The organism is Kitasatospora misakiensis, assembly GCF_042656005.1.
Classification (GTDB): Bacteria; Actinomycetota; Actinomycetes; order Streptomycetales; family Streptomycetaceae; genus Kitasatospora; species Kitasatospora misakiensis.
In genome coordinates, this window is the sequence record NZ_JBHSOF010000006.1 from 183,074 (window position 1) to 205,385 (window position 22,312).

General features: G+C 72.5%; 18 protein-coding genes. 7 read left to right on the top strand and 11 right to left on the bottom strand.

Annotation, left to right across the window (positions count from 1 at the left end; translation table 11 throughout):
- Positions 1–6 precede the first annotated feature (6 nt).
- A complete protein-coding gene (locus ACFP3U_RS07820; RefSeq protein ID WP_380224507.1) occupies positions 7–819 on the bottom strand; it encodes a hypothetical protein in 813 nt (270 codons plus the stop codon).
- A gap of 264 nt (positions 820–1,083) precedes the next feature.
- On the opposite strand from ACFP3U_RS07820, the gene sdhC reads away from it, so the two are divergent.
- Genes sdhC through ACFP3U_RS07840 form a run of 4 tightly spaced genes read left to right on the top strand, consistent with a single transcriptional unit; the run spans position 1,084 to position 4,534 of the window.
- Positions 1,084–1,464 carry a succinate dehydrogenase, cytochrome b556 subunit gene (gene sdhC, locus ACFP3U_RS07825; protein ID WP_037779669.1) on the top strand — a complete coding sequence of 127 codons (381 nt, stop codon included), beginning with the start codon at positions 1,084–1,086 and terminating at the stop codon, positions 1,462–1,464.
- Positions 1,465–1,472: 8 nt separating this feature from the next.
- Complete coding sequence (locus ACFP3U_RS07830) at positions 1,473–1,964, top strand: succinate dehydrogenase hydrophobic membrane anchor subunit (protein ID WP_380224508.1); 492 nt, start codon at positions 1,473–1,475, stop codon at positions 1,962–1,964.
- 54 nt (positions 1,965–2,018) lie between these two features.
- On the top strand, positions 2,019–3,761 hold the full coding sequence (gene sdhA / locus ACFP3U_RS07835; RefSeq protein WP_380224509.1) for a succinate dehydrogenase flavoprotein subunit: 1,743 nt from the start codon (positions 2,019–2,021) through the stop codon (positions 3,759–3,761).
- Entirely contained in the window at positions 3,761–4,534 is a 774-nt protein-coding gene (locus tag ACFP3U_RS07840) for a succinate dehydrogenase iron-sulfur subunit (protein WP_380224510.1), read from the top strand. The genes sdhA and ACFP3U_RS07840 overlap by 1 nt, the downstream gene beginning before the upstream one ends.
- 56 nt (positions 4,535–4,590) lie before the next feature.
- Here the strand turns inward: ACFP3U_RS07840 and ACFP3U_RS07845 are convergent, their stop codons facing one another.
- Complete coding sequence (locus ACFP3U_RS07845; RefSeq protein ID WP_380224512.1) at positions 4,591–5,889, bottom strand: hypothetical protein; 1,299 nt, start codon at positions 5,887–5,889, stop codon at positions 4,591–4,593.
- A 107-nt stretch (positions 5,890–5,996) separates the two neighbouring features.
- On the bottom strand, positions 5,997–6,254 hold the full coding sequence (locus ACFP3U_RS07850) for an SCO4848 family membrane protein (RefSeq protein ID WP_380224514.1): 258 nt from the start codon (positions 6,252–6,254) through the stop codon (positions 5,997–5,999).
- Between the two features lie 147 nt (positions 6,255–6,401).
- Here ACFP3U_RS07850 and ACFP3U_RS07855 point away from each other — a divergent pair, with 147 nt between their 5' ends.
- Entirely contained in the window at positions 6,402–7,637 is a 1,236-nt protein-coding gene (locus tag ACFP3U_RS07855) for a D-alanyl-D-alanine carboxypeptidase family protein (protein WP_417466411.1), read from the top strand.
- 34 nt (positions 7,638–7,671) lie between these two features.
- Here the strand turns inward: ACFP3U_RS07855 and ACFP3U_RS07860 are convergent, their stop codons facing one another.
- Complete coding sequence (locus ACFP3U_RS07860) at positions 7,672–8,712, bottom strand: YihY/virulence factor BrkB family protein (RefSeq protein WP_380224515.1); 1,041 nt, start codon at positions 8,710–8,712, stop codon at positions 7,672–7,674.
- A gap of 138 nt (positions 8,713–8,850) precedes the next feature.
- Complete coding sequence (locus ACFP3U_RS07865) at positions 8,851–9,849, bottom strand: glycosyltransferase family 2 protein (RefSeq protein ID WP_380224516.1); 999 nt, start codon at positions 9,847–9,849, stop codon at positions 8,851–8,853.
- Between the two features lie 160 nt (positions 9,850–10,009).
- Here ACFP3U_RS07865 and ACFP3U_RS07870 point away from each other — a divergent pair, with 160 nt between their 5' ends.
- Positions 10,010–13,585 (top strand): bifunctional glycosyltransferase/CDP-glycerol:glycerophosphate glycerophosphotransferase, encoded by a 3,576-nt coding sequence (locus tag ACFP3U_RS07870; RefSeq protein WP_380224518.1) that lies wholly within the window; start codon positions 10,010–10,012, stop codon positions 13,583–13,585.
- Between the two features lie 187 nt (positions 13,586–13,772).
- Positions 13,773–16,325, top strand: a complete 2,553-nt coding sequence (locus tag ACFP3U_RS07875) for a CDP-glycerol glycerophosphotransferase family protein (RefSeq protein ID WP_380224520.1) — start codon at positions 13,773–13,775, stop codon at positions 16,323–16,325.
- A 16-nt stretch (positions 16,326–16,341) separates the two neighbouring features.
- Here ACFP3U_RS07875 and ACFP3U_RS07880 read toward each other — a convergent pair whose 3' ends face one another.
- The 6 genes from ACFP3U_RS07880 to ACFP3U_RS07905 form a co-directional block, all read right to left on the bottom strand.
- On the bottom strand, positions 16,342–16,836 hold the full coding sequence (locus ACFP3U_RS07880; protein WP_380224521.1) for a 2'-5' RNA ligase family protein: 495 nt from the start codon (positions 16,834–16,836) through the stop codon (positions 16,342–16,344).
- Between the two features lie 56 nt (positions 16,837–16,892).
- Positions 16,893–17,933: a tryptophan--tRNA ligase gene (trpS, locus tag ACFP3U_RS07885; RefSeq protein WP_380224523.1), complete on the bottom strand. Its 1,041-nt coding sequence runs from the start codon at positions 17,931–17,933 to the stop codon at positions 16,893–16,895.
- 30 nt (positions 17,934–17,963) lie between these two features.
- Positions 17,964–19,289 carry a hemolysin family protein gene (locus ACFP3U_RS07890; RefSeq protein ID WP_380224524.1) on the bottom strand — a complete coding sequence of 442 codons (1,326 nt, stop codon included), beginning with the start codon at positions 19,287–19,289 and terminating at the stop codon, positions 17,964–17,966.
- 113 nt (positions 19,290–19,402) lie between these two features.
- Positions 19,403–20,395 (bottom strand): malate dehydrogenase, encoded by a 993-nt coding sequence (locus tag ACFP3U_RS07895; RefSeq protein ID WP_380224525.1) that lies wholly within the window; start codon positions 20,393–20,395, stop codon positions 19,403–19,405.
- 224 nt (positions 20,396–20,619) lie between these two features.
- On the bottom strand, positions 20,620–21,039 hold the full coding sequence (locus ACFP3U_RS07900) for a DUF3017 domain-containing protein (protein WP_380224526.1): 420 nt from the start codon (positions 21,037–21,039) through the stop codon (positions 20,620–20,622).
- Between the two features lie 77 nt (positions 21,040–21,116).
- Positions 21,117–21,971 (bottom strand): bifunctional methylenetetrahydrofolate dehydrogenase/methenyltetrahydrofolate cyclohydrolase, encoded by an 855-nt coding sequence (locus ACFP3U_RS07905; protein ID WP_380224527.1) that lies wholly within the window; start codon positions 21,969–21,971, stop codon positions 21,117–21,119.
- Positions 21,972–22,312 lie beyond the last annotated feature (341 nt).

Consider the following 22,312-nt stretch of genomic DNA (forward strand, 5'->3'; position numbering starts at 1 on the left):
GGGGTCTCAGCTCTTCTGCGCCGCACGCAGCTTGGCCACCTGGCGCCGGACGACCCGCTCGTCCGGCGCGGGGGCCGGCTCGGCGCCGACGCCCACCGTGCTGAACACCACCAGGGCCGGTCCGACCCTCGCCAGCACGGCACGCTGCGCGAGCACCACCCCGCCCGATTCATTCGTCAGGGTGAAACCCGTCGCCGCGTCCGCTCCCTCGGGCGTGGGCGTGTCGTTCCGGCTCAGCCGGTGCCCGGTCCGGGTCACCCCGCGGCTGCGCTCCGCCGGGGGCGGCGGCGCCGTCGACGCGAACTCCGCACACGGAGCGAACAGTCCCTCAAGCTCCGCCTGCAGCCGGGCCGCCCGGTCGCCCCGGTAGCCGAGCAGTCCGCCGTAGAGGCTCCCCGCCGGGTCGGCGGCCCGCGCCACGCTCAGATCGGTCTCCGCGTACGGCACCGCGGAGACCGACGTGGGCGAGGCGGAGGCCCGGCCGGCCCTCGCCGGCCCCGCCGCCGGGGCCACCGCGTCCAGCAGCGGCTGGCAGACCGGCCTGTCGGCGGTCTCCCGGCCGCCGTCCGGGCCGGTCTCGCCGTGACCGGGGGCGATCACCGTCACGGTGAAGCCCGGCCCGAGCTCGGCCTCGGTCACCGCGGCGGCGCGCAGTTCGGCGGCGGTCAGTTCGCGGGCCGGGGCACCGGCGGCGGCCCGGTCGGCCGAGCCGCCCGCCGGGTCGGCGCAGCCCGCGGCCCCGAGCACGAGGAGGACGGCGGCGGCGCGGAGCGGGGCACGGAGCCGGGTACTGGACGGACGCGGGGCGGGGTGTGGCACGGGGGCCTCGGTGGGGTGTCGGCGGCGGGCGGGTGGGCCACCGTAGCGCGACCCGGAGCAGCCGAACGGTCACGCTGCGTCGCGAATCGTGCCCCGGTTCCCGCCCGACTAGGCCACTCGTGCCTGTTTGATCACACCTCGGACCCCCGGAGGCGGTTCCCGACAACGCGTCGATAGGATGCTCGCGGCCGGTGGACCGTACCCGGCCGGGCTGACCGACACCGAAGCCGGCCGAGCCCCCAATCGCTTCCGGAGGGTTTTTCCGTGCCGGCTGGAACGCTGTACCGCGGCCGGGAAGGCATGTGGAGCTGGGTGGCTCATCGAGTCACCGGCGTCCTCATCTTCTTCTTCCTGTTCGCTCATGTCCTGGACACCGCACTGGTGCGGGTGTCTCCCGAGGCGTACGACACCGTCATTCAGACGTACAAGACGCCGCTCGTGAACCTGATGGAGTACGGCCTGGTGGCCGCCATCCTGTTCCACGCCCTGAACGGCCTGCGCGTCGTCGCCGTCGACTTCTGGTCGAAGGGCCCGAAGTACCAGAAGCAGATGCTCTGGACCGTGGTCGGAGTCTGGGTCGTCCTGATGGCCGGCGCCTTCTACCCGATCCTGCAGCACACGCTGACCTCCTGGTTCGGGAAGTGATCTGAGACATGTCCACGGAAATCTCCGACGCTGTGGTGGTCCCCTCCGCCCAGGCGCACACCGGCAAGGGTCTCGGCACCGGCAACCCCGCCGACGCCTTCGTGATCGAGCCGGCCCGCCAGCGGACCAAGCGGACCCCGCGTCGCACCCGCACCAACTTCGAGATGCTCGCCTGGCTCTTCATGCGCCTGTCCGGCATCGTCCTCGTGGTGCTGATCCTCGGTCACCTGCTGATCATGCTGGTGCTCGACGGTGGCGTCTCCAAGATCGGCTTCGCCTTCGTGGCCGGCCGCTGGGCCTCCCCGTTCTGGCAGGTCTGGGACCTCACGATGCTCTGGCTCGCCATGCTGCACGGCGCCAACGGCATGCGCCAGGTCATCAACGACTACGCCGAGAAGGACTCCACCCGGCTCTGGCTGAAGGGCCTCATGGGTACCGCCACGGTGTTCACCGTGCTGCTCGGCACCCTGGTGATCTTCACCTTCGATCCCAACATCTGAGCCGACAGCATCCACATCCGGCATCGGCAGAGGCCAGAGGCGAGTTAACCCCCCATGCAGATTCACCAGTACGACACCGTCATCGTCGGCGCCGGCGGCGCCGGCATGCGCGCCGCCATCGAGTCGACGCAGCGCAGCCGCACCGCCGTCCTGACCAAGCTCTACCCCACCCGGTCCCACACCGGCGCGGCCCAGGGCGGCATGTGCGCCGCCCTCGCCAACGTCGAGGAGGACAACTGGGAGTGGCACACCTTCGACACGGTCAAGGGTGGTGACTACCTGGTCGACCAGGACGCCGCCGAGATCATGTGCAAGGAGGCCATCGACGCCGTCCTCGACCTGGAGAAGATGGGCCTGCCCTTCTCCCGGACCGAGCAGGGCCGGATCGACCAGCGCCGTTTCGGCGGCCACTCCCGCAACCACGGCGAGGCCCCGGTCCGCCGTTCCTGCTACGCGGCCGACCGCACCGGTCACATGATCCTCCAGACGCTGTTCCAGAACTGCGTCAAGCACGGCGTCGAGTTCTTCAACGAGTTCTACGTCCTCGACCTGCTGATCAACGAGGGCAAGACCGCCGGCGTCGTCGCCTACGAGCTGGCCACCGGCGAGATCCACGTCTTCCAGGCCAAGGCGGTCGTCTTCGCCTCCGGCGGCACCGGCAAGATGTTCAAGGTCTCCTCGAACGCCCACACCCTCACCGGTGACGGCCAGGCGGTGGCCTACCGCCGCGGCCTGCCGCTGGAGGACATGGAGTTCTTCCAGTTCCACCCGACGGGCATCTGGCGGATGGGCATCCTGCTCACCGAGGGCGCCCGCGGCGAGGGCGGCATCCTGCGCAACAAGGACGGCGAGCGCTTCATGGAGCGCTACGCCCCCGTCATGAAGGACCTCGCGTCCCGTGACGTCTGCTCCCGCGCGATCTACACCGAGATCCGCGAGGGTCGCGGCTGCGGTCCGGACGGCGACCACGTCTACCTGGACCTCACCCACCTGCCGCCGGAGCAGCTGGACGCCAAGCTCCCGGACATCACCGAGTTCGCCCGGACCTACCTCGGCATCGAGCCCTACACGGACCCGATCCCGATCCAGCCCACCGCGCACTACGCCATGGGCGGCATCCCGACCAACGTCGAGGGTGAGGTGCTGCGCAACAACACCGACGTCGTCCCGGGCCTGTACGCGGCCGGCGAGGTCGCCTGCGTGTCCGTGCACGGCGCCAACCGCCTGGGCACCAACTCGCTGCTGGACATCAACGTGTTCGGCAAGCGCGCGGGCATCGCCGCCGCCGAGTTCTCCGAGGCGAACGACTTCGTGCCGCTGCCGGAGAACCCGGAGCAGCTGGTCCAGGAGCTGGTCGACGCGCTGCGCGAGTCCACCGGCACCGAGTCCGTGGCGCAGATCCGCAAGGAGCTGCAGGAGACCATGGACGCCAACGCGATGGTGTACCGCACCGGCGCCACCCTGAAGCAGGCCGTCGAGGACATCGCCGCCCTGAAGGAGCGCTACAAGCACGTCGCCATCCAGGACAAGGGCTTCCGGTACAACACGGACCTGCTGGAGGCCATCGAGCTGGGCAACCTGCTCGACCTGGCCGAGGTCCTGGCGGTCTCCGCGCTGGCCCGCGAGGAGTCGCGCGGCGGTCACTACCGCGAGGACTTCCCGACCCGTGACGACGTGAAGTTCATGCAGCACACCATGGCGTACCAGGAGGTCGCCGCCGACGGCAGCACCTCCATCCGCCTCGACTACAAGCCGGTCGTCACGACCCGCTACCAGCCGATGGAGCGTAAGTACTGATGAGCACTCCGACGATGGAGAAGCACTCGGCCGCTCTGGACGCGGTCGAGGCCGGCGGCACCAAGCTGATCACCGTCACCGTCCGGATCCGCCGGTTCAACCCGGAGGAGCACCCGGACCCGGTGTGGGTCGACTACCAGCTGGAGATGGACCCGAAGGAGCGCGTCCTGGACGCGCTCAACAAGATCAAGTGGGAGCAGGACGGCACCCTCACCTACCGCCGTTCCTGTGCCCACGGCATCTGCGGCTCCGACGCCATGCGGATCAACGGCCGCAACCGGCTGGCGTGCAAGACCCTCCTCAAGGACGTCAACCCGGAGAAGCCGATCACGATCGAGGCCATCAAGGGCCTGACGGTCCTCAAGGACCTGATCGTGGACATGGACCCGTTCTTCCAGGCGTACAAGGACGTCATGCCGTTCCTCATCACCAAGGGGAACGAGCCGACCCGCGAGCGCCTGCAGTCCGCCGAGGACCGCGAGCGGTTCGACGACACCACCAAGTGCATCCTGTGCGCCGCGTGCACGTCGTCCTGCCCGGTGTTCTGGAACGACGGCCAGTACTTCGGCCCGGCCGCGATCGTCAACGCGCACCGCTTCATCTTCGACTCGCGCGACGAGGGTGCGGAGCAGCGGCTGGAGATCCTCAACGACCGTGAGGGCGTCTGGCGCTGCCGGACCACCTTCAACTGCTCCGAGGCCTGCCCCCGCGGCATCGAGGTCACCAAGGCGATCCAGGAAGTGAAGCGCGCCCTGGTCACCCGCCGCTTCTGATCCCGATCCCCACGCCGAAGGCCCCCGTCCACTCCGGACGGGGGCCTTCGCGTTGCTCAGCGCAGGAGGCCGAGGTCCTTGGGGTCGGTGAGGCCGTTGTAGGTCAGCAGGTGCCGGTCCGCGGTGACGGCCCAGAGGTCGGGAGCCTTGTCGCCGTTCCCGTCACCGGAGCTGCCCAGCGTCGGGAAGGCCTCGACCGTGAAGCCCTCGGCCACCACGCCGGCCGAGGGATCGGCCAGGGCGGAGAAGTCGAAGGTGCCGTTCGCCTGCTTCGGGATCGCGTACGCGTGCAGCGCCCCGGTGGCCCGCTCGCGCGCCCAGAGGGCGAGCTTGCCGGTGGCGTCGGCGCCGGGGGCGATCAGGTCGTAGCCGGCCCAGGCGCCGCTGCCGGTGAGCTTGCGGGCGGTGGTCAGCCGGAACTGGAGGCCGGGGTTGGGGAACAGCCAGAGGTCGCCGTTCTCGACGGTCAGCAGTGACGGGCTGGGCTGGGTGTTCAGCGAACCGAGGGCCACCATCTGGTCGGCCTTGCTCCAGTCGCGCGTGTAGTCGGCCGGGCAGACCAGTGCGGCACCGGCGGCGTCCTGGCACTCGGAGGGCCGGGCGACCACGCTCGGGCGCTGCTGGAACGTGCCGTAGTCGGCGTTGTAGTAGAAGTACAGGGCCGACGACCCCGGCGCGTGCGCCAGCACGTCATCCATCGGCGCGTGGCCCCGCCAACCGCGGTGGGGCAGCTGGAAGCCGGTCCACGAAATCTGGTTGGGCGCCGCGGCCTTGGCGAGGACCGAGCTCGGCGTGGTGTCGGCGGCCTTGGTGCTGATGGTCTGGAGGTTGCCCGCGGCGTCCGGGAGCAGGATGTCCGGCACGCCGTCCCCGTCGACGTCCCCGGGTGCCTGCGGCGGGTTGGGGTTGGAGCGGGCGTAGAAGGTGTACGAGGCCGGCTGGCTCACGTTGCCCGCGTGGTCGACGGCCTGGACGGTGAGGATGTTGGTGCCCCAGCGCGGGACGCGCAGGGCGACGGTGGCGGTGCCGTCGGGGCCCGCCCCGAGCGCGCCGTCGCCGCAGCCGGCGGACACCCCGAGGGTGGTGTTCAGCGCGTACCGGAAGCAGGCGACGCCGGAGGCCGTGCCGCCCGCGGGGGCGGGATCGGTGCCGGTCAGCAGGAAGGTGCCGGTCTCGCCCGCGTACTTGCCCGAGGTCGAGCCGGAGCCCGAGGCCGGGAAGTCCGTCGAGGAGACGGCGACCTGGGGAGCGGTCACGTCGGTCCCGTCGGCGGCGATGGCCGGTGTGGCGAGGAGGCCGGTCGTCAGGGCGACGGTGACGGCGACGCCGAGTCGGTGGCGGTGCGCAGGCTTCATGGAGTACCCCACCCCTGTGTCTTGGAAGCACGAACGGAATTTCGATCGTGGTCGAGCGGTGGGATCCTGCCAGGCGGCCCGTTGCCCGGGCAACGGGATAAAGCGGGTCAGCCGGTGGCCGTCTCCCGGCGGCTCGCGCGCAGACCGCGGACGCCGATGGATCCGACCGCGAGGCCGAGGGCGAGGGAGGTCACGGCGAGGAGGAGGTGGACCCAGAAGAAGGCGGTGGGCTGGGAGTGGTCGCCGCCGGTGAAGGCCTGGCCGCCGGAGTCCTTCCAGAGGTTCTTGACGAAGGTGGTCCAGATGACCAGGGACCAGACGCCGAAGGCGGTCAGGAACCAGGAGGTGCGGCGGCTGAGCTTCATGGGGCGGTCCTCGGTGGGGCGGGGAGGTGAAGGCGGTGTGCTCCCCCAGTATGCGCGGGCGTCCGTTCGGCGTACGGTGGCCCCCTCCTGCGGCGGACCGGGGCGGAGTGGCGGACGACGGGGGTCCGGACTGGGTACCGTCTGCTGGTGCCCATTCGCTCGAAGCTCGCACGCCTGCTCGTCGCGCCCGCCGCGGCCCTTCCGCTCCTGTCCGCCGCTCCGGCGGCCGTCGCGGCCCCGTTCGAGCCGCCGCCACCGGCCGCGATCGGCGGCGAGCGGCTGGGGCTCCCCGGGGTCCAGGTGGATCCGCAGGACGGCGCCCCGGCCCTGCCCGGGGGCCTCACCGGCCAGTCCTGGATAGTCGCCGACGCCGCCTCAGGAGAGGTGCTGGCGGCCGGCAATCCGCATCTGCGGCTCGCCCCGGCGTCCACGCTGAAGATCCTGTTCGCGGACACCGTGCTGCCCAAGTTCGACCGGAACACCGTGCACAAGGTCGCGCCCGAGGAGATCCAGGGGATCGGCGCGGGGAGCAGCCTGGTCGGCATCAAGGAGGACCTGGACTACCGGGTCGAGGACCTCTGGCGCGGGGTCTTCCTGAGCTCGGGGAACGACGCGGTGCACGTCCTCGCGCACATGAACGGCGGGGTGCAGCAGACCGTCGCCGAGATGCAGGCGCGGGCGGAGGCCCTGCAGGCCCTGGACACCAAGGTGGTCTCGCCGGACGGCTACGACTCGGACGGCCAGGTGTCCTCGGCGTACGACCTGACGCTGTTCGCCCGGGCGGGGCTGCGCAACCCGGACTTCCGGATGTACTGCGCGACCCGTGACGCGCTGTTCCCGGGCGCGGTGGACCGCAACTCCGGGCAGCGCGGGAGCTTCGGGATCGCCAACACCGACCGGCTGCTCGGCAAGTATCCCGGCCTGATCGGGGTGAAGAACGGTTTCACCACCAACGCCGGCTCCACCTTCGTCGGCGCCGCCGAACGGGACGGCCGCACCCTGCTGGTGACGGTCATGCACCCGTCCAGCTACCAGAAGGTGTACGACGAGACGGCCGCGCTGCTGGACTGGGGCTTCGCGGCGGCCGGCAAGGTCAACCCGGTCGGGAAGCTGGTCGAGGAGGGCGAGACCGCCGCTCCGGCGCCGACCGGCCAGGCCGGCGGCGCCGCCGGGGCGCCGGCCCCGCCGCCGCACCCCACGCCGAGCGCCACGCCGGACGCCACGGCGACCGCCACCGGCGCGGCCCGGCCGGCGACCGCCCGCGCGGCGGACTCCGGGGACGGTCCCGGGCCGCTCGGCTGGATCCTCGGCGGGGTGGTCCTGACGGCGGGCGGTGCGGGTGGCCTGCTGCTGCTGAACCGGCGGCGGGCGGCCTCCCGCTGATCCCGGCGGCGGCCGCCCTCGGTGGGGCCCGGCCTCAGGACTCCTCGTCCCGGGGCCGGGCCCGTGACGTGTCCTCGGTGGCCTCGGTTTCCTTGGTTTCCTTGGCGTCCGGAGCGCCCTTGCCGCCCTCGGCGCCCTCGCCGTCCTCGGCGCCCTCGCGTTCGGCCGCCTCCGCCTCGTCGGCGGCCGCGACCAGCGCGGCGGCGCGCTCGCGGGCCCGCTCCCGGGCGGCCGCCGGGTCGGCGGTGGCGGTCCAGGCCACGCAGTACATCAGCAGCCGGCAGACGAAGTTGATCCAGAGCAGCAGCGCCACCGGCACGCCGAAGGCGCCGTACAGGCTCTTCCCGGCGACCGAGCCGAGGTACGAGGACAGCAGGATCTTCAGCAGTTCGAAGCCGACCGCGCCGATCAGCGCGGCCCGCAGGACGTCCCCTCGGCGCTGGTGGCCGATCCGCGGGAACGGCGCCAGCAGGTAGGCGAAGAGCAGCATGTCGGAGCCGACCGCGATCAGCAGGCCGGCCGCGGTGAGCAGGTAGCCGCCCCCGCCCAGGCCCAGCTCCTCGGCGATCCGGCCGGCCAGCGTGGTCCCGGCGGCCGAGGCGCCGAGCGAGACCAGCGAGACCAGGCCGAGGCCGCCGAGCACCACGAAGTCCCAGGCCTTGCGCAGCAGCGGGTTGCCCTCCTCGTCGGGCAGTTGCCAGAGGTCCCGGATCGAGGTCCGCATGGTGTCCACCCAGCCGAGGCCGGAGAGCACCAGCAGGACGCCGCTGACGAGTCCGACCGCACCGGCGTTGGCCACCAGCGAGGGCAGGTTGAGCGCGTCGGAGATGCCCGGCAGCTGGTCGGAGATGCGCTTCTGGATGTCGTCGACCCGGCTGTCGCTGAGGGTCGCGACGGCGATCGCCAGCGCGACCGTCAGCAGCGGGAAGAGCGCGAGGAAGCCGAAGAAGGTGACCGCGCCGGCCAGCCGGTTGCCGCGCAGCGCCGTGAAGTGCTCGTAGACGCGGTACGGGCGGCTGCGCAGCACCCGCGCCACGAGCGGGCCGATCACCGGGAGGCGGGTCAGGAAGTCCACCGTCCGGTTATACCGGCCCGTCCCCCGAACGGCCGTCAGGCTCGGCGGGGGACGCGCCACCCGCGCCGCCCTCGCCCGCCCGCGCCGACCGCCGCGCCGGCCGTCAGCCGCCAGCCGTCAGCCGTCAGCCGTCAGCCGTCAGCCGCGGACCATCCGGCGGGCCCGGGCCAGCGCGCGGACCGCCTGGTAGGCGGTGTACCGGCCGTGGCCGAGCAGTTCGGTGCGCAGTCCGGTCACCCCGCCGGACGCCCGGTAGCCGGCCGGGCGGAGCCGGGCGCAGTGCGCGGCGGCCCGGCGGAAGAACTCCCGGCGGTCGCCGGGCCGGACCCGGCCGGGCCGGGAGACCACGGTGTTGAGGTGGTGCAGCATCCGGCCGTAGACCACCGGGCGCCAGCGGTCGAGCTCGGGGCGGTCGTCCAGGAACGCGAAGACCAGGTCGTACTGGCCGAAGACGTCGAAGTGCTTGCGGCTGGCGGTGGCCAGGATGTTGCCGCCCTCCTGGCGCTGCCGGTAGTGGACGCCGACCCGGTCGAGCAGGGTGATGCTCCGGGCGGCGAGCAGGGCCGGGTAGGTCCAGGGGGTGTCCTCGTAGTACCCGGCCGGGAAGGTCAGGCCCTGGGCGGTGACGAAGTCGCGGCGGTAGGCCTTGTTCCACACGACCTGGAGGAGTTCGAGCAGGTCGGGGCGGTCGGCGAGGTCGAAGACCTCCCGGGAGGGGGCGCCGAAGACCTTGGCGGAGGCGGCCCGGACGGTCCGGCCGTCGGCGTAGGTGCGGGCGTAGTCGTAGACCAGGACGTCCGGGTCGCCGCCGACCAGCAGCCGGTCGTCGACGGCCTTGAGCAGACCGGGGGTCAGGGTGTCGTCGCTGTCCAGGAAGAGCACGTAGTCGCCGGTGGCGACCGCGAGGCCGGCGTTGCGGGCCCGGCCGAGGCCGACGTTCTCCGGCAGGTGCAGCACCCGCACCCGGGCGTCGCGGGCGGCGGCCGCGTCGAGCAGGTCGCCGCAGCCGTCCGGGGAGCGGTCGTCCACCGCGATCAGCTCGAAGTCCGGGCCGTCCTGGCCGAGCACCGAGGCGAGGCACTCGGGGAGGTACTCCTCGACCCGGTAGACCGGGACGATCACACTGAAGCGGGGCATGGCCCCAGGGTAGTGCGCGCCGGGCCGGGGCCCGGGAACGGCCCCCGTCGGGCCCGTGGACCGGGCGGTAGGATCGTCGCGCACGTACGCACCGATTCAAAGTGCGGTCAGACCCCGAACGGGCTGCCTCGCTCCTTCCCGAGAAAGGCCTGCGTAGCCGATGGCTCCCCGCCTCTCCATCGTCGTCCCGATCTACAACGTCGAGCGTTACCTCGTGGAATGCCTCGACTCGATCGCCGCCCAGACGTTCACGGACTTCGAGTGCGTCATGGTCGACGACGGTTCGAAGGACAACAGCGCCGCACTCGCCGAGGCGTACGCCGCCAAGGACTCCCGTTTCCGGCTGGTCCGCCAGGTCAACAAGGGCCTGGGCGCGGCCCGCAACACGGGCATCCGGCACATCGACCCGGACGCCGAGTTCCTCTGCTTCGTCGACAGCGACGACTCGATGCCGCCCAGCGCGTACGAGCTGATGATCAACACGCTGGACGAGACCGGTTCCGACTTCGCCACCGGCAACGTGCTGCGCTTCCGCGCGATCGGCTACTACCAGTCCGGTGGCCACAGCCGCCCGTTCGCCAAGACCGTGCTCAAGACGCACATCACCGAGATCCCCTCGCTGGTGACCGACCGCACGGCGTGGAACAAGGTGTACCGCCGCTCCTTCTTCGACGCGGCCGGCATCCTCTACCCCGAGGGCATCCTGTACGAGGACGCCCCGGTCAGCGTGCCGCACCACTACCTCGCCAAGAGCGTGGACGTGCTCTCCGAGCCGATCTACCACTGGCGCGAGCGCGAGGTCGGCGAGATGTCGATCACCCAGATGAAGACCAACCCGAAGGGGCTGGTCGACCGCGTCACCTCGGTCGAGCTGGTCCGCGGCTGGCTGAAGAAGCAGACCGAGCCGCGCTTCGCCGAGTACCTGAAGACCTACGACGAGAACACCCTCGTCGAAGAGCTCCCGATGTTCTTCTGGTCCGTCGTGGACGGCGACAGGGAGTACCGGGACGCGTACATCACCTCCGTCAGCCGGCTGCTGCGGGCGATCGGCCCCGAGCCGGTCAAGAAGCTGCGCGCGCCGCTGCGCCTGAAGTACCACCTGACCCTGCAGGGCCGCATCGACGAGTTCGTCGAGCAGATCAAGTACGAGGGCGAGAGCAACGGCGGAGTCGTCGCCAAGGGCCTGCTGCGCCCGTACGCCGACTACCCGTTCCTGCGCGGCGGCCGCAAGAGCGTGCCGGCCGGCCTGCTCAGCCTGCGCAACTCCACCGTGATCCGCAGCCGGCTCTACGACGCGCACTGGGAGGGCGGCCGGCTGCGGCTGACCGGCCACGCGTACCCGGAGCAGCTGGGCGCGGCCAACAAGCACGACATGGTCCGCACGCTGGTGCTGCGCGAGGCCAAGGGCCGCCGGGTCATCGCCGTGCCGATGAAGACCCAGTACAGCCCCGAGGCCACCGCCACCAACCACCACGACCTCTACAACTGCGACTGGGCCGGCTTCACCGTCGCCGTCGACCCGGAGAAGTTCAAGCACCGCGGCCAGTGGAAGGACGGCAACTGGCGCGTCCTGGTCGCCGGCGCCGGCAAGGGCGGCGTCTACAAGGGCCGGGTCTGGGCGGGCTGGGCGGACACCGCGCTCTACCAGCCCTCGCACTGGGTCGAGCCGGACGTGCGGATCGTCCCGTTCGTCCGGGACGGCAGCGTCTACCTGCGGGTCGAGAACGTCAAGGTCCGGGTGACCGGGATCGCCGCGCACGACGGCACGGTCGAGGTGGCCGGCGCCGCCCGCTCCGGCATCCGGCTGGCCGGCGGCCGGCTGCGGCTCACCCACGTGGAGTCCGAGCGCGAGCTGTTCTTCCCGGTGACCCCCGGCTCCTCCGTCGGCAGCCTGCAGCAGTTCCACGTCTCCTTCCCGACGGCCGAGCTGACCGAGGTCCGGGAGGCCTGGGCCGAGCTCGACCCGATCGCCGAGGAGCGCGCCCGCGACCGCTGGGACACCACCCTGGAGCTGGCCGACGGCACCTCCGTGCCGCTCGCCTGGGACGACCGGAACGCGCCGGAGCAGCTCAACCTGGTGCTGAACCCGGACGCCGAGCCCGTGCGGCGGCGCGCGCTCTACTCCAAGCCCTCCCCGGGCGGCTACCTGCAGTTCCTGGACCAGCTGCTGCAGCCGATCGTGGACGAGGTGACCGCGCGCGGCGCGGACGGCTTCCTGCTCAGCGGCTCCTTCCCGCTGCCCGGCACCCACCGCTGGGAGCTGGTCGTGCGCCACCACTGGGGCGAGGAGCAGCACATCTACCCGGTGGAGATCGCGGACGGCCGGTTCCGGGCCGCGCTGCCGGCCGTGCCGACCGCCTCCTTCGCGGGCAACGTGCCGCTGGCCAAGGGCGGCTGGAACGTCTCGTTCCGCCCGGTCGGCGCCACCTACCACCCGGACATGGCCTCGTACGCGCTGATCTCGCCCGAGTGCTGGGGCTCGCTGCCGCTGGAGGTGGAGGCCCGCGGCAAGCGGATCGTGCTGGAGCGCCGCCACCACGACGGCCTGCAGATGGAGTCCGAGAACATACTGCTCCCGGAGGAGCGCAGCAGCTGGCGCCAGCGCCAGCTGCGGAAGGTCGACTACCCGGCCGCCCGTCGGCTGCCGCTGCGCGACACGGTGCTCTACAACGTCGCGCTCGGTGGTCTCTACGCGGACTCGCCGCGGGCGATCCACGAGGAGCTGGTGCGCCGCGGCCTGCCGCTGGAGCACCTGTGGGGCACCGACGACCTGCAGGCCGACCTGCCGCAGTCGGCGGGCTCCGTCCGGCTCTGGAGCCCGGAGTGGTTCGAGACGCTGGCCACCGCGAAGTACATCGTCACCAGCGCGCACATGCCGGACTTCTTCGTCCGCCGGCCCGGCCAGATCGTGCTGCAGACCTGGCACGGCTCGCCGCTGAAGCAGCTCGGCCACGACTTCGAGAAGGTCTGGTTCACCGACTCGCACTACCTGAAGGGCCTCGCCAAGGAGGTCCCGAACTGGAGCATGCTGCTGGCCGGCAGCAGCTGGGCGGCCCCGGTGCTGCGCCGCGCGTTCGACTTCAAGGGCGAGATCCTGGAGAGCGGCCTGCCGCGCAACGACCTGTTCTTCTCCGCCGACAAGGAGAAGACCGCCGAGCGGGTGCGCGAGCGGCTCGGCCTGCCCGAGGGCAAGAAGGTCGTGCTGTACGCGCCGACCTGGCGCGAGGACCGGCGCCGCCACTACGGCGGCTACCAGCTGAACCTCCAGCTGGACCTGGCGGCGGCGCAGGCCGCGCTCGGCGACGACCAGGTGCTGCTGGTCCGCCGGCACGCCGACGTCCGCGAGCAGATCGAGGGCGCCGGCAACGGCTACCTCTGGGACGTCAGCAGCTACCCGGACATGGCGGAGCTGCTGCTGGTCGCCGACGTGCTGGTGACCGACTACGCGGCGTCGACGTTCGACTTCGCCGCCACCGGCAAGCCGATCCTGTTCTTCACCTACGACCTGGCGCACTACCGCGACAACCTGCGCGGCTTCTCGCTGGACTTCGAGGCGGACGCGCCCGGCCCGCTGCTGGGCACCTCCGAGGAGCTGGTCGCCGCGCTCGGCCGGGTGGACGAGGTCGCCGCCGAGTACGCCGGGAAGTACGCGGAGTTCCGCGCCAAGTACTGCGACCTGGACGACGGCCACGCCGCCGCCCGGGCCGTGGACGCGATGCTGAGCCGCGAGGCCTGACCGGCGGTCCCCGCCCGGTGACGAGGCGCCCGACGCGAATGCCGCGTCGGGCGCCTCCCGCATTTCCGGACTTTCGAACGGGCGTTTCCCGAACGAACTCGTCAGCTAATTTTAAGGTAATTCTCAAATTGACCTCGGATGCTTTTCCCGGTGAGATGGAAATTCTCGCCGAGAAAGGTCCGTGGAAATGGCTGTCCTCACCCGGTTCGTCCTCCCGCACGCCGCCCCCCGGTTCGGCGACCCCCGCTTCGGCGCCCCCCTGCCGGGCGAGGAGGAGAACGCCGCCTTCGGACTGCTGCGCGCCCGCTGGACCTCCCGCGGCCTGGAGCTCACCGGCTTCGCCCGCCCCGAGGACCGCTCCACCGCCCACCCCGGCTCGGCCTGGACCTGGCTCACCCTGCGCCTCGGCGACCACGAGACCCCCGTCCACCTCCCCACCAGGCCCCGCCGGCTCCCCGAGATCACCGACGACAGCGCCCGGCCCGAGCACAACCACGACTGGGCCGGCTTCACCGCCCTCGTCGAACCGCGCCGGCTGCGCACCACCGACGGCTGGCTGCTCGGCGACTGGACCGTCGAGGCCACCCTGTTCACCCTCGCCCGCCCCACCCGGCTGCGCCGCCAGTACGGCGGCCTCGCCCCGCACTGGTGCGGCTCCGGCGAGTACCCGCCCGCCCGCTGGGTCGACCACGACGTGCGGCTCCAGCCGTACTTCGCCGACGGCCGGCTCGCCGTCCGGCTCGAACGCCCCGCGGTCCGCCTCACCCGGGCCGTCCCCGCCCCCGACGGGATCGACCTGCACCTCACCACCGCCGAGCCCGTACCGGCCCGCTCCGTGCTCCGGCTGCGCCACCGCGAGAGCGGCGCCGTCCTGGCCCGCCCGCTCACCGGCGGCGGACGGACCCGCACCGCCCGGCTGCCGTACGCGCCGTTCACCGCCGACGGGCGGGGCACCGGCGAGCTGGAGCACTGGGAAGCCGCGCTGGTCCAGCCCGACGGCACCGCCGAACCGCTCGTCCTCGACGAACGCGGCGGGCCGGTCTCCGGCCAGCACCCGCTGCCCGGGGCCGAGGACCGGGCCCTGCACCTCAAGCACCTCGCCGACGGCCGGCTCCAACTCTGCGTCCGGCCCGCCGCCGGCTGGGTCGAGCGGCTCACCACCCGCGCCGGCGGCTTCGAACTCTCCGGCCACTGCCCCGTCGACGGCCCGCTCGAACTCGTCCTGCGGCACGGCGGCACCGGCAGCGAGGTCCGCCACCCGGTCGAGACCGGCCCGGACCGGCGGTTCACGATCCGGCTGCCCGCCACCCGCACCGGCTCCGACGGCACCGCGCTGCCGCTGCGCAAGGGCCTGTGGGAGGCCGCCCTCCAGCCCGTCGGCCGCCCCGGACCGGCCCGCCCGCTGACCGCCTCGCCCGCCCTCCTGGCCGCGCTGCCCGCCGCCACCCTGGCCGGCGGCAAGCGGATCCTGCTGGAGCGCCGCTGGCACGACACCCTGCTGCTGGACTCCACCCCCGTCCTCACCGCCGCCGAGCGCAGCGCCTGGACCCAGGCCCGCCAGCGCACCGCCGGCTACCCCGCCGCCTGCCGCGAACCGCTGCGCGAGGCCGTGCTGTACGACGTGTTCGGCGGCCGCGGCTACGCCGACTCACCGCGCGCCGTGCACACCGAACTCGCCCGCCGGGGCACGCCGGTGGAGCACCTGTGGGTGGTCGACGACGCCCAGGCCGAGCTGCCGCCCGGGGTCCGCGCCGTCCGGGTCTGGAGCCCCGAGTGGTACCGGGCGCTGGCCACCAGCCGCTACCTCGTCGGGAACACCCACTTCCCGGACTTCCTGCGCCGGCGCCCCGGCCAGGTCATCGTCCAGACCTGGCACGGCGCCCTGCTCAAGCGGATCGCCCACGACGTCGACAACCCCTGGCTCGCCGACCACGGCTACCTCGCGGCCCTCGACCGGGAGACCCCGCACTGGAGCCTGCTGGTCTCCCCCAGCCCCTTCGCCACCCCGATCCTGCGCCGGGCCTTCCGCTTCCCGGGCGAGATCCTGGAGTCCGGCTACCCGCGCAACGACGTGCTGGCCCGCCGCGACCCGCGCCGGGCGGCCGCCGTCCGCCGCCGGCTCGGCATCCCGGAGGGCAAGCGGGTGGTGCTCTACGCGCCGACCTGGCGGGAGGACCGGCCGTGCCCGGACGGCGACGGCTTCCGGTTCGACCTGCGGCTCGACCTCGACCGGGCCCGGCAGGCGCTCGGCCCGGACCACGTCCTGCTGCTCCGCCCGCACGCGCACGTCCGCGAGCCGCTGACCGGCACCGGGGACGGCTTCGCGATCGACTGCGGCGACTACCCGGACGTCCAGGAACTACTGCTGATCGCCGACGTCCTGGTGACGGACTACTCGTCGATCCTGTTCGACTTCGCGATCACCGGCCGGCCGGTGCTGTTCTTCACCTACGACCTGGCGCACTACCGGGACAGCCTGCGCGGCTTCGCCTTCGACTTCGAGGCCCAGGCGCCCGGCCCGCTGCTCGACGACTCCGCCGGCCTGGTCACGGCGCTGCGCGAGCTCGCCGACACCGGCGGCGGGCTGCCCGCCGGCTGTGCCGAGCGCTACCGGCGCTTCCAGGAGGTGCACTGCGCGCTGGACGACGGCGCCGCGGCCCGCCGGGTGGTCGACCGGATGCTGGAACTCGGCGGCCGGGCCGCCGACCGGCCCCTCGACCGGCCCCTCGACCGACCGTGACCGCGGAGGCCGCCGGTCAGGCGAACGGGTAGACCCGCCAGGGGCGCCAGACCTCGTCGGCGTCGAAGCGGGAGAGGCTGAACCCGGGCACCGGGAACGCCGCGTGGAAGGACCGGGCCTGCTCGTGGGCCTGGTCCAGCACCTCGTCCGCGAGGCCGTGCGCCACCGTCACGTGCGGGTGGTACGGGAAGGCCAGCTCCCGGGCCAGCGGGCCGGAGCGGACGTCCGCCTCCAGCAGGCGGCACTCCCGCTCGCCCTCCTCGACCCGGACGAAGACCACCGGGGAGACCGGGCGGAAGGTGCCGCTGCCGCGCAGCACCATGGGGAACGGCCGGTGCGCGGCGGCCACCGCCGCGAGGTGCTCCTCGATCTTCGGCAGCGCCTCGGCCGGCACCTCGGTGGGCGGCAGCAGGGTGACGTGCGTGGGTATCGACCGGGCCAGCGGATCGCCGTGCCCGGCCCGCGCGTCCTGGACCGCCCTGCCGTACGGGTCCGGGACAGTGACGGACACGCCGATGGTCAGGAGCTCGGGGAGCTCCTGACCACCGGGCAGGCTCGTCAGGGGAGTCACCGCTTGGCGGCCGGGAGGAAGCCGATCCGGTCGTACACCGTGGCCAGCGTCTCGGACGCCACCGCGCGGGCCTTCTCGGCGCCCAGGGCGAGGACGCGGTCCAGCTCGGCCGGGTCGTCCAGGTAACCCTTGGTGCGCTCCTGGAACGGCGTCACCCACTCGCCGAACAGCTCGGCCAGCTCGGTCTTCAGGGCGCCGTACATCTTGCCCTCGAAGTGCGCGACCAGCTGCTCGACCGACTGGCCGCTGAGCGCCGAGTGGATCCGCAGCAGGTTGGAGACGCCCGGCTTCCCCTCCTCGTCGTAGCTGACCACGGTGCCGGTGTCGGTGACGGCGCTCTTGAACTTCTTGGCGCTGGCCTTCGGCTCGTCCAGCAGGCTGACCAGGCCCTTGGGGGAGGACGCGGACTTGCTCATCTTGATCGACGGGTCCTGGAGGTCCTGGATCTTCGCCGTCTCCTTGAGGATGTACGGCTTCGGGACCGTGAAGGTCGGGCTGTAGCGGGAGTTGAAGCGCTCCGCGAGGTCGCGGGTGATCTCCACGTGCTGGCGCTGGTCCTCGCCGACCGGGACGGCGTCCGCCTGGTAGAGCAGGATGTCCGCGATCTGCAGGATCGGGTAGGTGAACAGGCCGACCGTGGTGCTGTCGGCGCCGTACCGGGAGGACTTGTCCTTGAACTGGGTCATCCGGGAGGCCTCGCCGAAGCCGGTGAGGCAGTTCATCACCCAGGCGAGCTGCGCGTGCTCGGGCACGTGCGACTGGACGAACAGGGTGCAGTGCTCCGGGTCGAGACCGGCCCCCAGCAGCTGGGCGGCGGAGATCCGGGTGTTCTGGCGCAGCGTCGCCGGATCCTGCGGCACGGTGATCGCGTGCAGGTCGACGACCATGTAGAAGGCGTCGTTGTCCTTCTGCAGGTCGACCCACTGGCGCACCGCGCCCAGGTAGTTGCCGAGGTGGAACGAGCCGGAGGTGGGCTGGATGCCGGAGAGCACCCGGGGACGGTCCTTGACCGGACCGGTGACCGCTGCGTTGACCATGCGGGCCATTGTTCCAGTTCCACCGACCGGTCAGGAAACCTCCTGCCCCGGCGGTTCCGTCAGTGTGACCGCACTCACCCCGACCCGGGCGATCCGCCGGCCCTCCAGTTTGGCCACCGTCAGCAGCACCTCCTCGCCGGGACCGGCCGGGATCCGCACCAGGTCGCCGTCGACGGGCAGCCGGCCGAGGGCGGCGACCAGGCAGCCGGCCACCGTCTCGTAGGGGCCCTCGGGGAGGGTGACGCCGGTCTCCTCGGCGAAGTCGGCGAGGTTGAGCAGGCCGTCGAGTTCGACGCCGCCGCCGGCCAGCCGCCGGGTGGGGGAGGACTCCGGGGTGTCGTACTCGTCGCGGATCTCGCCGATCACCTCCTCCACGAGGTCCTCCAGGGTGACGATGCCCGCGGTGCCGCCGTACTCGTCGACCACGATCGCCAGGTGGTGGCCCTCGCGGCGCATCTCCCCCATCGCCTCCAGGACCCGCTTGGTGCCGGGCAGCAGCTTGACCGGGCGGGCCAGGTCGCGGACCTTGGCGGCCCGCTCGCCGCGCGCGCCGTACAGGTCGCGGACGTGCACGAAGCCGGTCACCGCGTCGTAGCTGCCCTCGATCACGGGGTAGCGGGAGTGCGGCGAGGAGTCCGCCTGGGCGCGGACCTCGGCGAGCGGGCGCTCGGCGTCCAGGAAGGTCACCTCGGTGCGCGGGACCATCACCTCGCGCAGCTGGCGCTCCCCCGCGGCGAACACGTCGGCGATCAGGGTCCGCTCGTCGCTGCCGAGCTCGGTGTTGGCGGCGACCAGGCCGCGGAGCTCCTCGGAGCTCATCGAGCCGCGGCCGGCGGCGGGGTCGCCGCCGAGCAGTCGGACCATCAGATCGGTGGAGCGGCCGAGCAGCCAGATCGCCGGGCGCAGCACCACCGACATGACGTCGACCACCGGCGCGGACAGCACGGCGATGGAGTCGGCCCGCTGGAGGCCGATCCGCTTGGGGGTGAGCTCGCCGAGCACCAGCGAGACGTAGCTGATCACCAGGGTGAGGCCGACCAGGGCGGTGGCGTCGGCGACGCCCGCGGAGAGCCCGGCCCGGACGAACAGCGGGGCCACCTTGCCGGCCAGGGTGTCGGCGCCGAACGCGGCGGACAGGAAGCCCATGCAGGTCACGCCGACCTGGACGGCCGCCAGGAAGCGGTTCGGGTCGGCGGCGAGGTGCGCGGCCCGGGCCGCCCGCCGGGTGCCGCGCGCCTCCAGCGTCCGGATCTGGCCCTCGCGCAGCGAGATCAGCGAGATCTCGGCGACGTTGAACAGGCCGCCCAGGACGATGAAGACGAGGACGAGCGCGGCGTCCTCGATGGTTTCGTTCACAGCGGGAGTGTAGGGCGACGGCCCGCCCACCCCGGGGAACGGGGAGGGCGGGCCGTCGTGGGGCGCCGGGGGCGCGGGGGGCGCGGGGGCGCACCGTCAGCGGCGGACCACCGTCAGATGAGGCCGAGCTCCTGGACGGCGTCGCGCTCCTCGGTCAGCTCGTTGACCGAGGCGTCGATGCGGGCGCGCGAGAAGTCGGAGATCTCCAGGCCCTGGACGATCTCGAACGCGCCGTCCTTGGTGGTGACCGGGAAGGAGGAGATCAGGCCGGCCGGGACACCGTAGGAGCCGTCGGAGACGACACCCATGGAGGTCCAGTCGCCCTCGGCGGTGCCGTTGACCCAGGTGTACACGTGGTCGATGGCCGCGTTGGCGGCCGAGGCGGCCGAGGAGGCGCCGCGGGCCTCGATGATGGCGGCGCCGCGCTTGGCGACGGTCGGGATGAAGTCGTTCTCCAGCCAGGCCTGGTCGCTGCCGACGGCCTCGAAGGCCGGCTTGCCGGCGATCTCGGCCTGGAAGATGTCCGGGTACTGGGTGGCGGAGTGGTTGCCCCAGATGGTGACGCGCTTGATGTCCGAGACCAGGGCGCCGGTCTTCAGGGAGAGCTGGCCGACGGCGCGGTTGTGGTCCAGGCGGGTCATCGCGGTGAAGCGCTCGGCCGGGACGTCCGGGGCGTTGCGCTGGGCGATCAGGGCGTTGGTGTTGGCCGGGTTGCCGACCACCAGGACCTTGATGTCGTCCGCGGCGTGGTCGTTGATGGCCTTGCCCTGCGGGCCGAAGATGCCGCCGTTGGCCTGCAGCAGGTCGCCGCGCTCCATGCCGGCGGTGCGCGGACGGGCGCCGACCAGCAGCGCGACGTTGGTGCCGTCGAAGGCCTCGGCCGGCTTGTCGGTGATGGTGATGTCACGCAGCAGCGGGAACGCGCAGTCGACGAGCTCCATGGCGGTGCCCTCGGCGGCCTTGAGGCCCTGCGGGATCTCCAGGAGGCGCAGGTTCACCGGCACGTCGGCACCGAGCAGGTGGCCCGAGGCGATGCGGAAGAGCAGCGCGTAGCCGATCTGGCCGGCCGCTCCGGTGATGGTGACGTTGACGGGGGTGCGGGTCATTTCTACCTTCTCCAGCAAATCGCCAGTGCCCCAGGCACGTCGGCGCGCCGGAGCCGAGGACGGTCTCTCGACATCGAGAGAACCGGCGTCAGGGTATCGCAAAGGGAAGCGTACGCCTCGGGCGCGGTCGTGACTGCTCCGTCACACACGATGACGGCCCCCGCCCGGCGGACCGGAAGGGGGCCGTACACGGGCCGTACGCGGGCCGCGCGGGCCGCACGGGCTCAGCGGCGCGGGCGGCCGATCAGCTGGCCGATGTTGTCCAGCAGCGGGAACTCCAGCCACGGATTGGGCTGGGCCATCAGGGTCAGCAGCACGATCGACAGGCCCAGGAAGGTCAGCACGATCACATCGGTGAAGCGGCTGCGCACCGCCAGCATGCCGACCTCCGGCAGCACCAGCCGGAGCAGCGCGCCGAGCAGCACCCCGCCGCCGATGATCAGCAGCCCGTACTTGAAACCGTCCTGGAAGTCGGCGAACCAGGTGACCGCGAGACCGGCGCCGACCACCAGCAGGACCACCGTTATCGGCCACTGTCGGACCGGCAGCGCGTGGTCGCGCCCGAGCGCGGCCGCCGAGCCCTCGGGGGGCAGGGTGCCGGTGGTCTTGACCGGCCTGCGCCGGGTCCGCCGAGGTTCGGCCATGGCTTCCCGTCCTTGTGGGGATCGTCGATCGGGTGAGTGGGGTGGGTCGAGTGCTTTCGGGCGACCGCGCGGGGCGGTCAGGCGCCGACGCGGCGCTCGGCCGCCACCACGATGTTGTTGAGCAGCATGGCGCGGGTCATCGGGCCGACGCCGCCGGGGTTCGGGGAGATCCAGCCGGCCACCTCGGTCACGCCGGGGTGCACGTCGCCGACGATCTTGCCCTCGCTGCGGCTGACGCCGACGTCCAGCACGGCCGCGCCGGGCTTGATGTCCTCGGGCTTGATCAGGTGCGGCACACCGGCGGCGGCCACGACGATGTCGGCCTTGCGCAGGTGGAAGGCCAGGTCGCGGGTGCCGGTGTGGCAGAGGGTGACGGTGGCGTTCTCGCTGCGGCGGGTGAGCAGCAGGCCGATCGAGCGGCCGACGGTGACACCGCGGCCGACCACGACCACCTCGGCGCCGTCGATCGCCACGCCGTGGCGGCGCAGCAGCTCGACGATGCCGAGCGGGGTGCAGGGCAGCGGGCCCTCGATGCCCAGGGCGAGGCGGCCGAGCGAGGTCGGGTGCAGGCCGTCCGCGTCCTTGTCCGGGTCCATCAGCTCCAGGACCGGGTTCTGGTCGAGGCCCCTGGGCAGCGGCAGCTGGACGATGTAGCCGGTGCAGGTCGGGTCGGCGTTGAGCTCGCGGACGACGTTCTCGACGTCCTCCTGGGTGGCGGTGGCGGGCAGCTCGCGCTGGATCGAGGCGATGCCGATCTCCGCGCAGTCCTTGTGCTTGCCGTTGACGTACCAGCGGCTGCCCGGGTCGTCGCCGACCAGGACGGTGCCGAGGCCGGGCGTGACGCCCTTCGCCTTGAGGGCCGCCACGCGGGCGGCGAGTTCGGACTTGATCGCGGCCGCGGTCGCCTTGCCATCGAGAATCTGCGCAGTCATGACCCCATTCTCCCGGATCCGGACCGCCGTCCGTGCCACCGGTCCCGGGCCGGCACGGGACCGGCACAGGTCCGGCACAGCGGCCCCGGCCGGAGCCTTCGGACGGGCGGGCGGACGGGCGGCGGAGGGTCGGCCGACGGGCGGCGGACGGGCCCTGGCGGGGGGAGCCGCGGGGCGGTCCCGGCGGCGGCGGGGCGGACACGGAACGTTCGGGTCGTATTGCGGTTGCGCCACAGTCCGGCCCGACGCGCGAACGCGGCTGGACACGGTACTGCCGTCCGGTCGACGATAAGCGGGCATTCCCCGCCGCATCCGGCCCGGTGACGGGCCGACGGACAGAC

Bases quoted from the DNA above. Each gene is read 5' to 3' on its own strand.
- ACFP3U_RS07830 (WP_380224508.1), top strand. From the start codon at position 1,473: ATGTCCACGGAAATCTCCGACGCTGTGGTGGTCCCCTCCGCCCAGGCG.
- sdhA (WP_380224509.1), top strand. From the start codon at position 2,019: ATGCAGATTCACCAGTACGACACCGTCATCGTCGGCGCCGGCGGCGCC.
- ACFP3U_RS07840 (WP_380224510.1), top strand. From the start codon at position 3,761: ATGAGCACTCCGACGATGGAGAAGCACTCGGCCGCTCTGGACGCGGTC.
- ACFP3U_RS07845 (WP_380224512.1), bottom strand. From the start codon at position 5,889: ATGAAGCCTGCGCACCGCCACCGACTCGGCGTCGCCGTCACCGTCGCC.
- ACFP3U_RS07850 (WP_380224514.1), bottom strand. From the start codon at position 6,254: ATGAAGCTCAGCCGCCGCACCTCCTGGTTCCTGACCGCCTTCGGCGTC.
- ACFP3U_RS07865 (WP_380224516.1), bottom strand. From the start codon at position 9,849: ATGCCCCGCTTCAGTGTGATCGTCCCGGTCTACCGGGTCGAGGAGTAC.
- ACFP3U_RS07870 (WP_380224518.1), top strand. From the start codon at position 10,010: ATGGCTCCCCGCCTCTCCATCGTCGTCCCGATCTACAACGTCGAGCGT.
- ACFP3U_RS07875 (WP_380224520.1), top strand. From the start codon at position 13,773: ATGGCTGTCCTCACCCGGTTCGTCCTCCCGCACGCCGCCCCCCGGTTC.
- trpS (WP_380224523.1), bottom strand. From the start codon at position 17,933: ATGGTCAACGCAGCGGTCACCGGTCCGGTCAAGGACCGTCCCCGGGTG.
- ACFP3U_RS07895 (WP_380224525.1), bottom strand. From the start codon at position 20,395: ATGACCCGCACCCCCGTCAACGTCACCATCACCGGAGCGGCCGGCCAG.
- ACFP3U_RS07900 (WP_380224526.1), bottom strand. From the start codon at position 21,039: ATGGCCGAACCTCGGCGGACCCGGCGCAGGCCGGTCAAGACCACCGGC.
- ACFP3U_RS07905 (WP_380224527.1), bottom strand. From the start codon at position 21,971: ATGACTGCGCAGATTCTCGATGGCAAGGCGACCGCGGCCGCGATCAAG.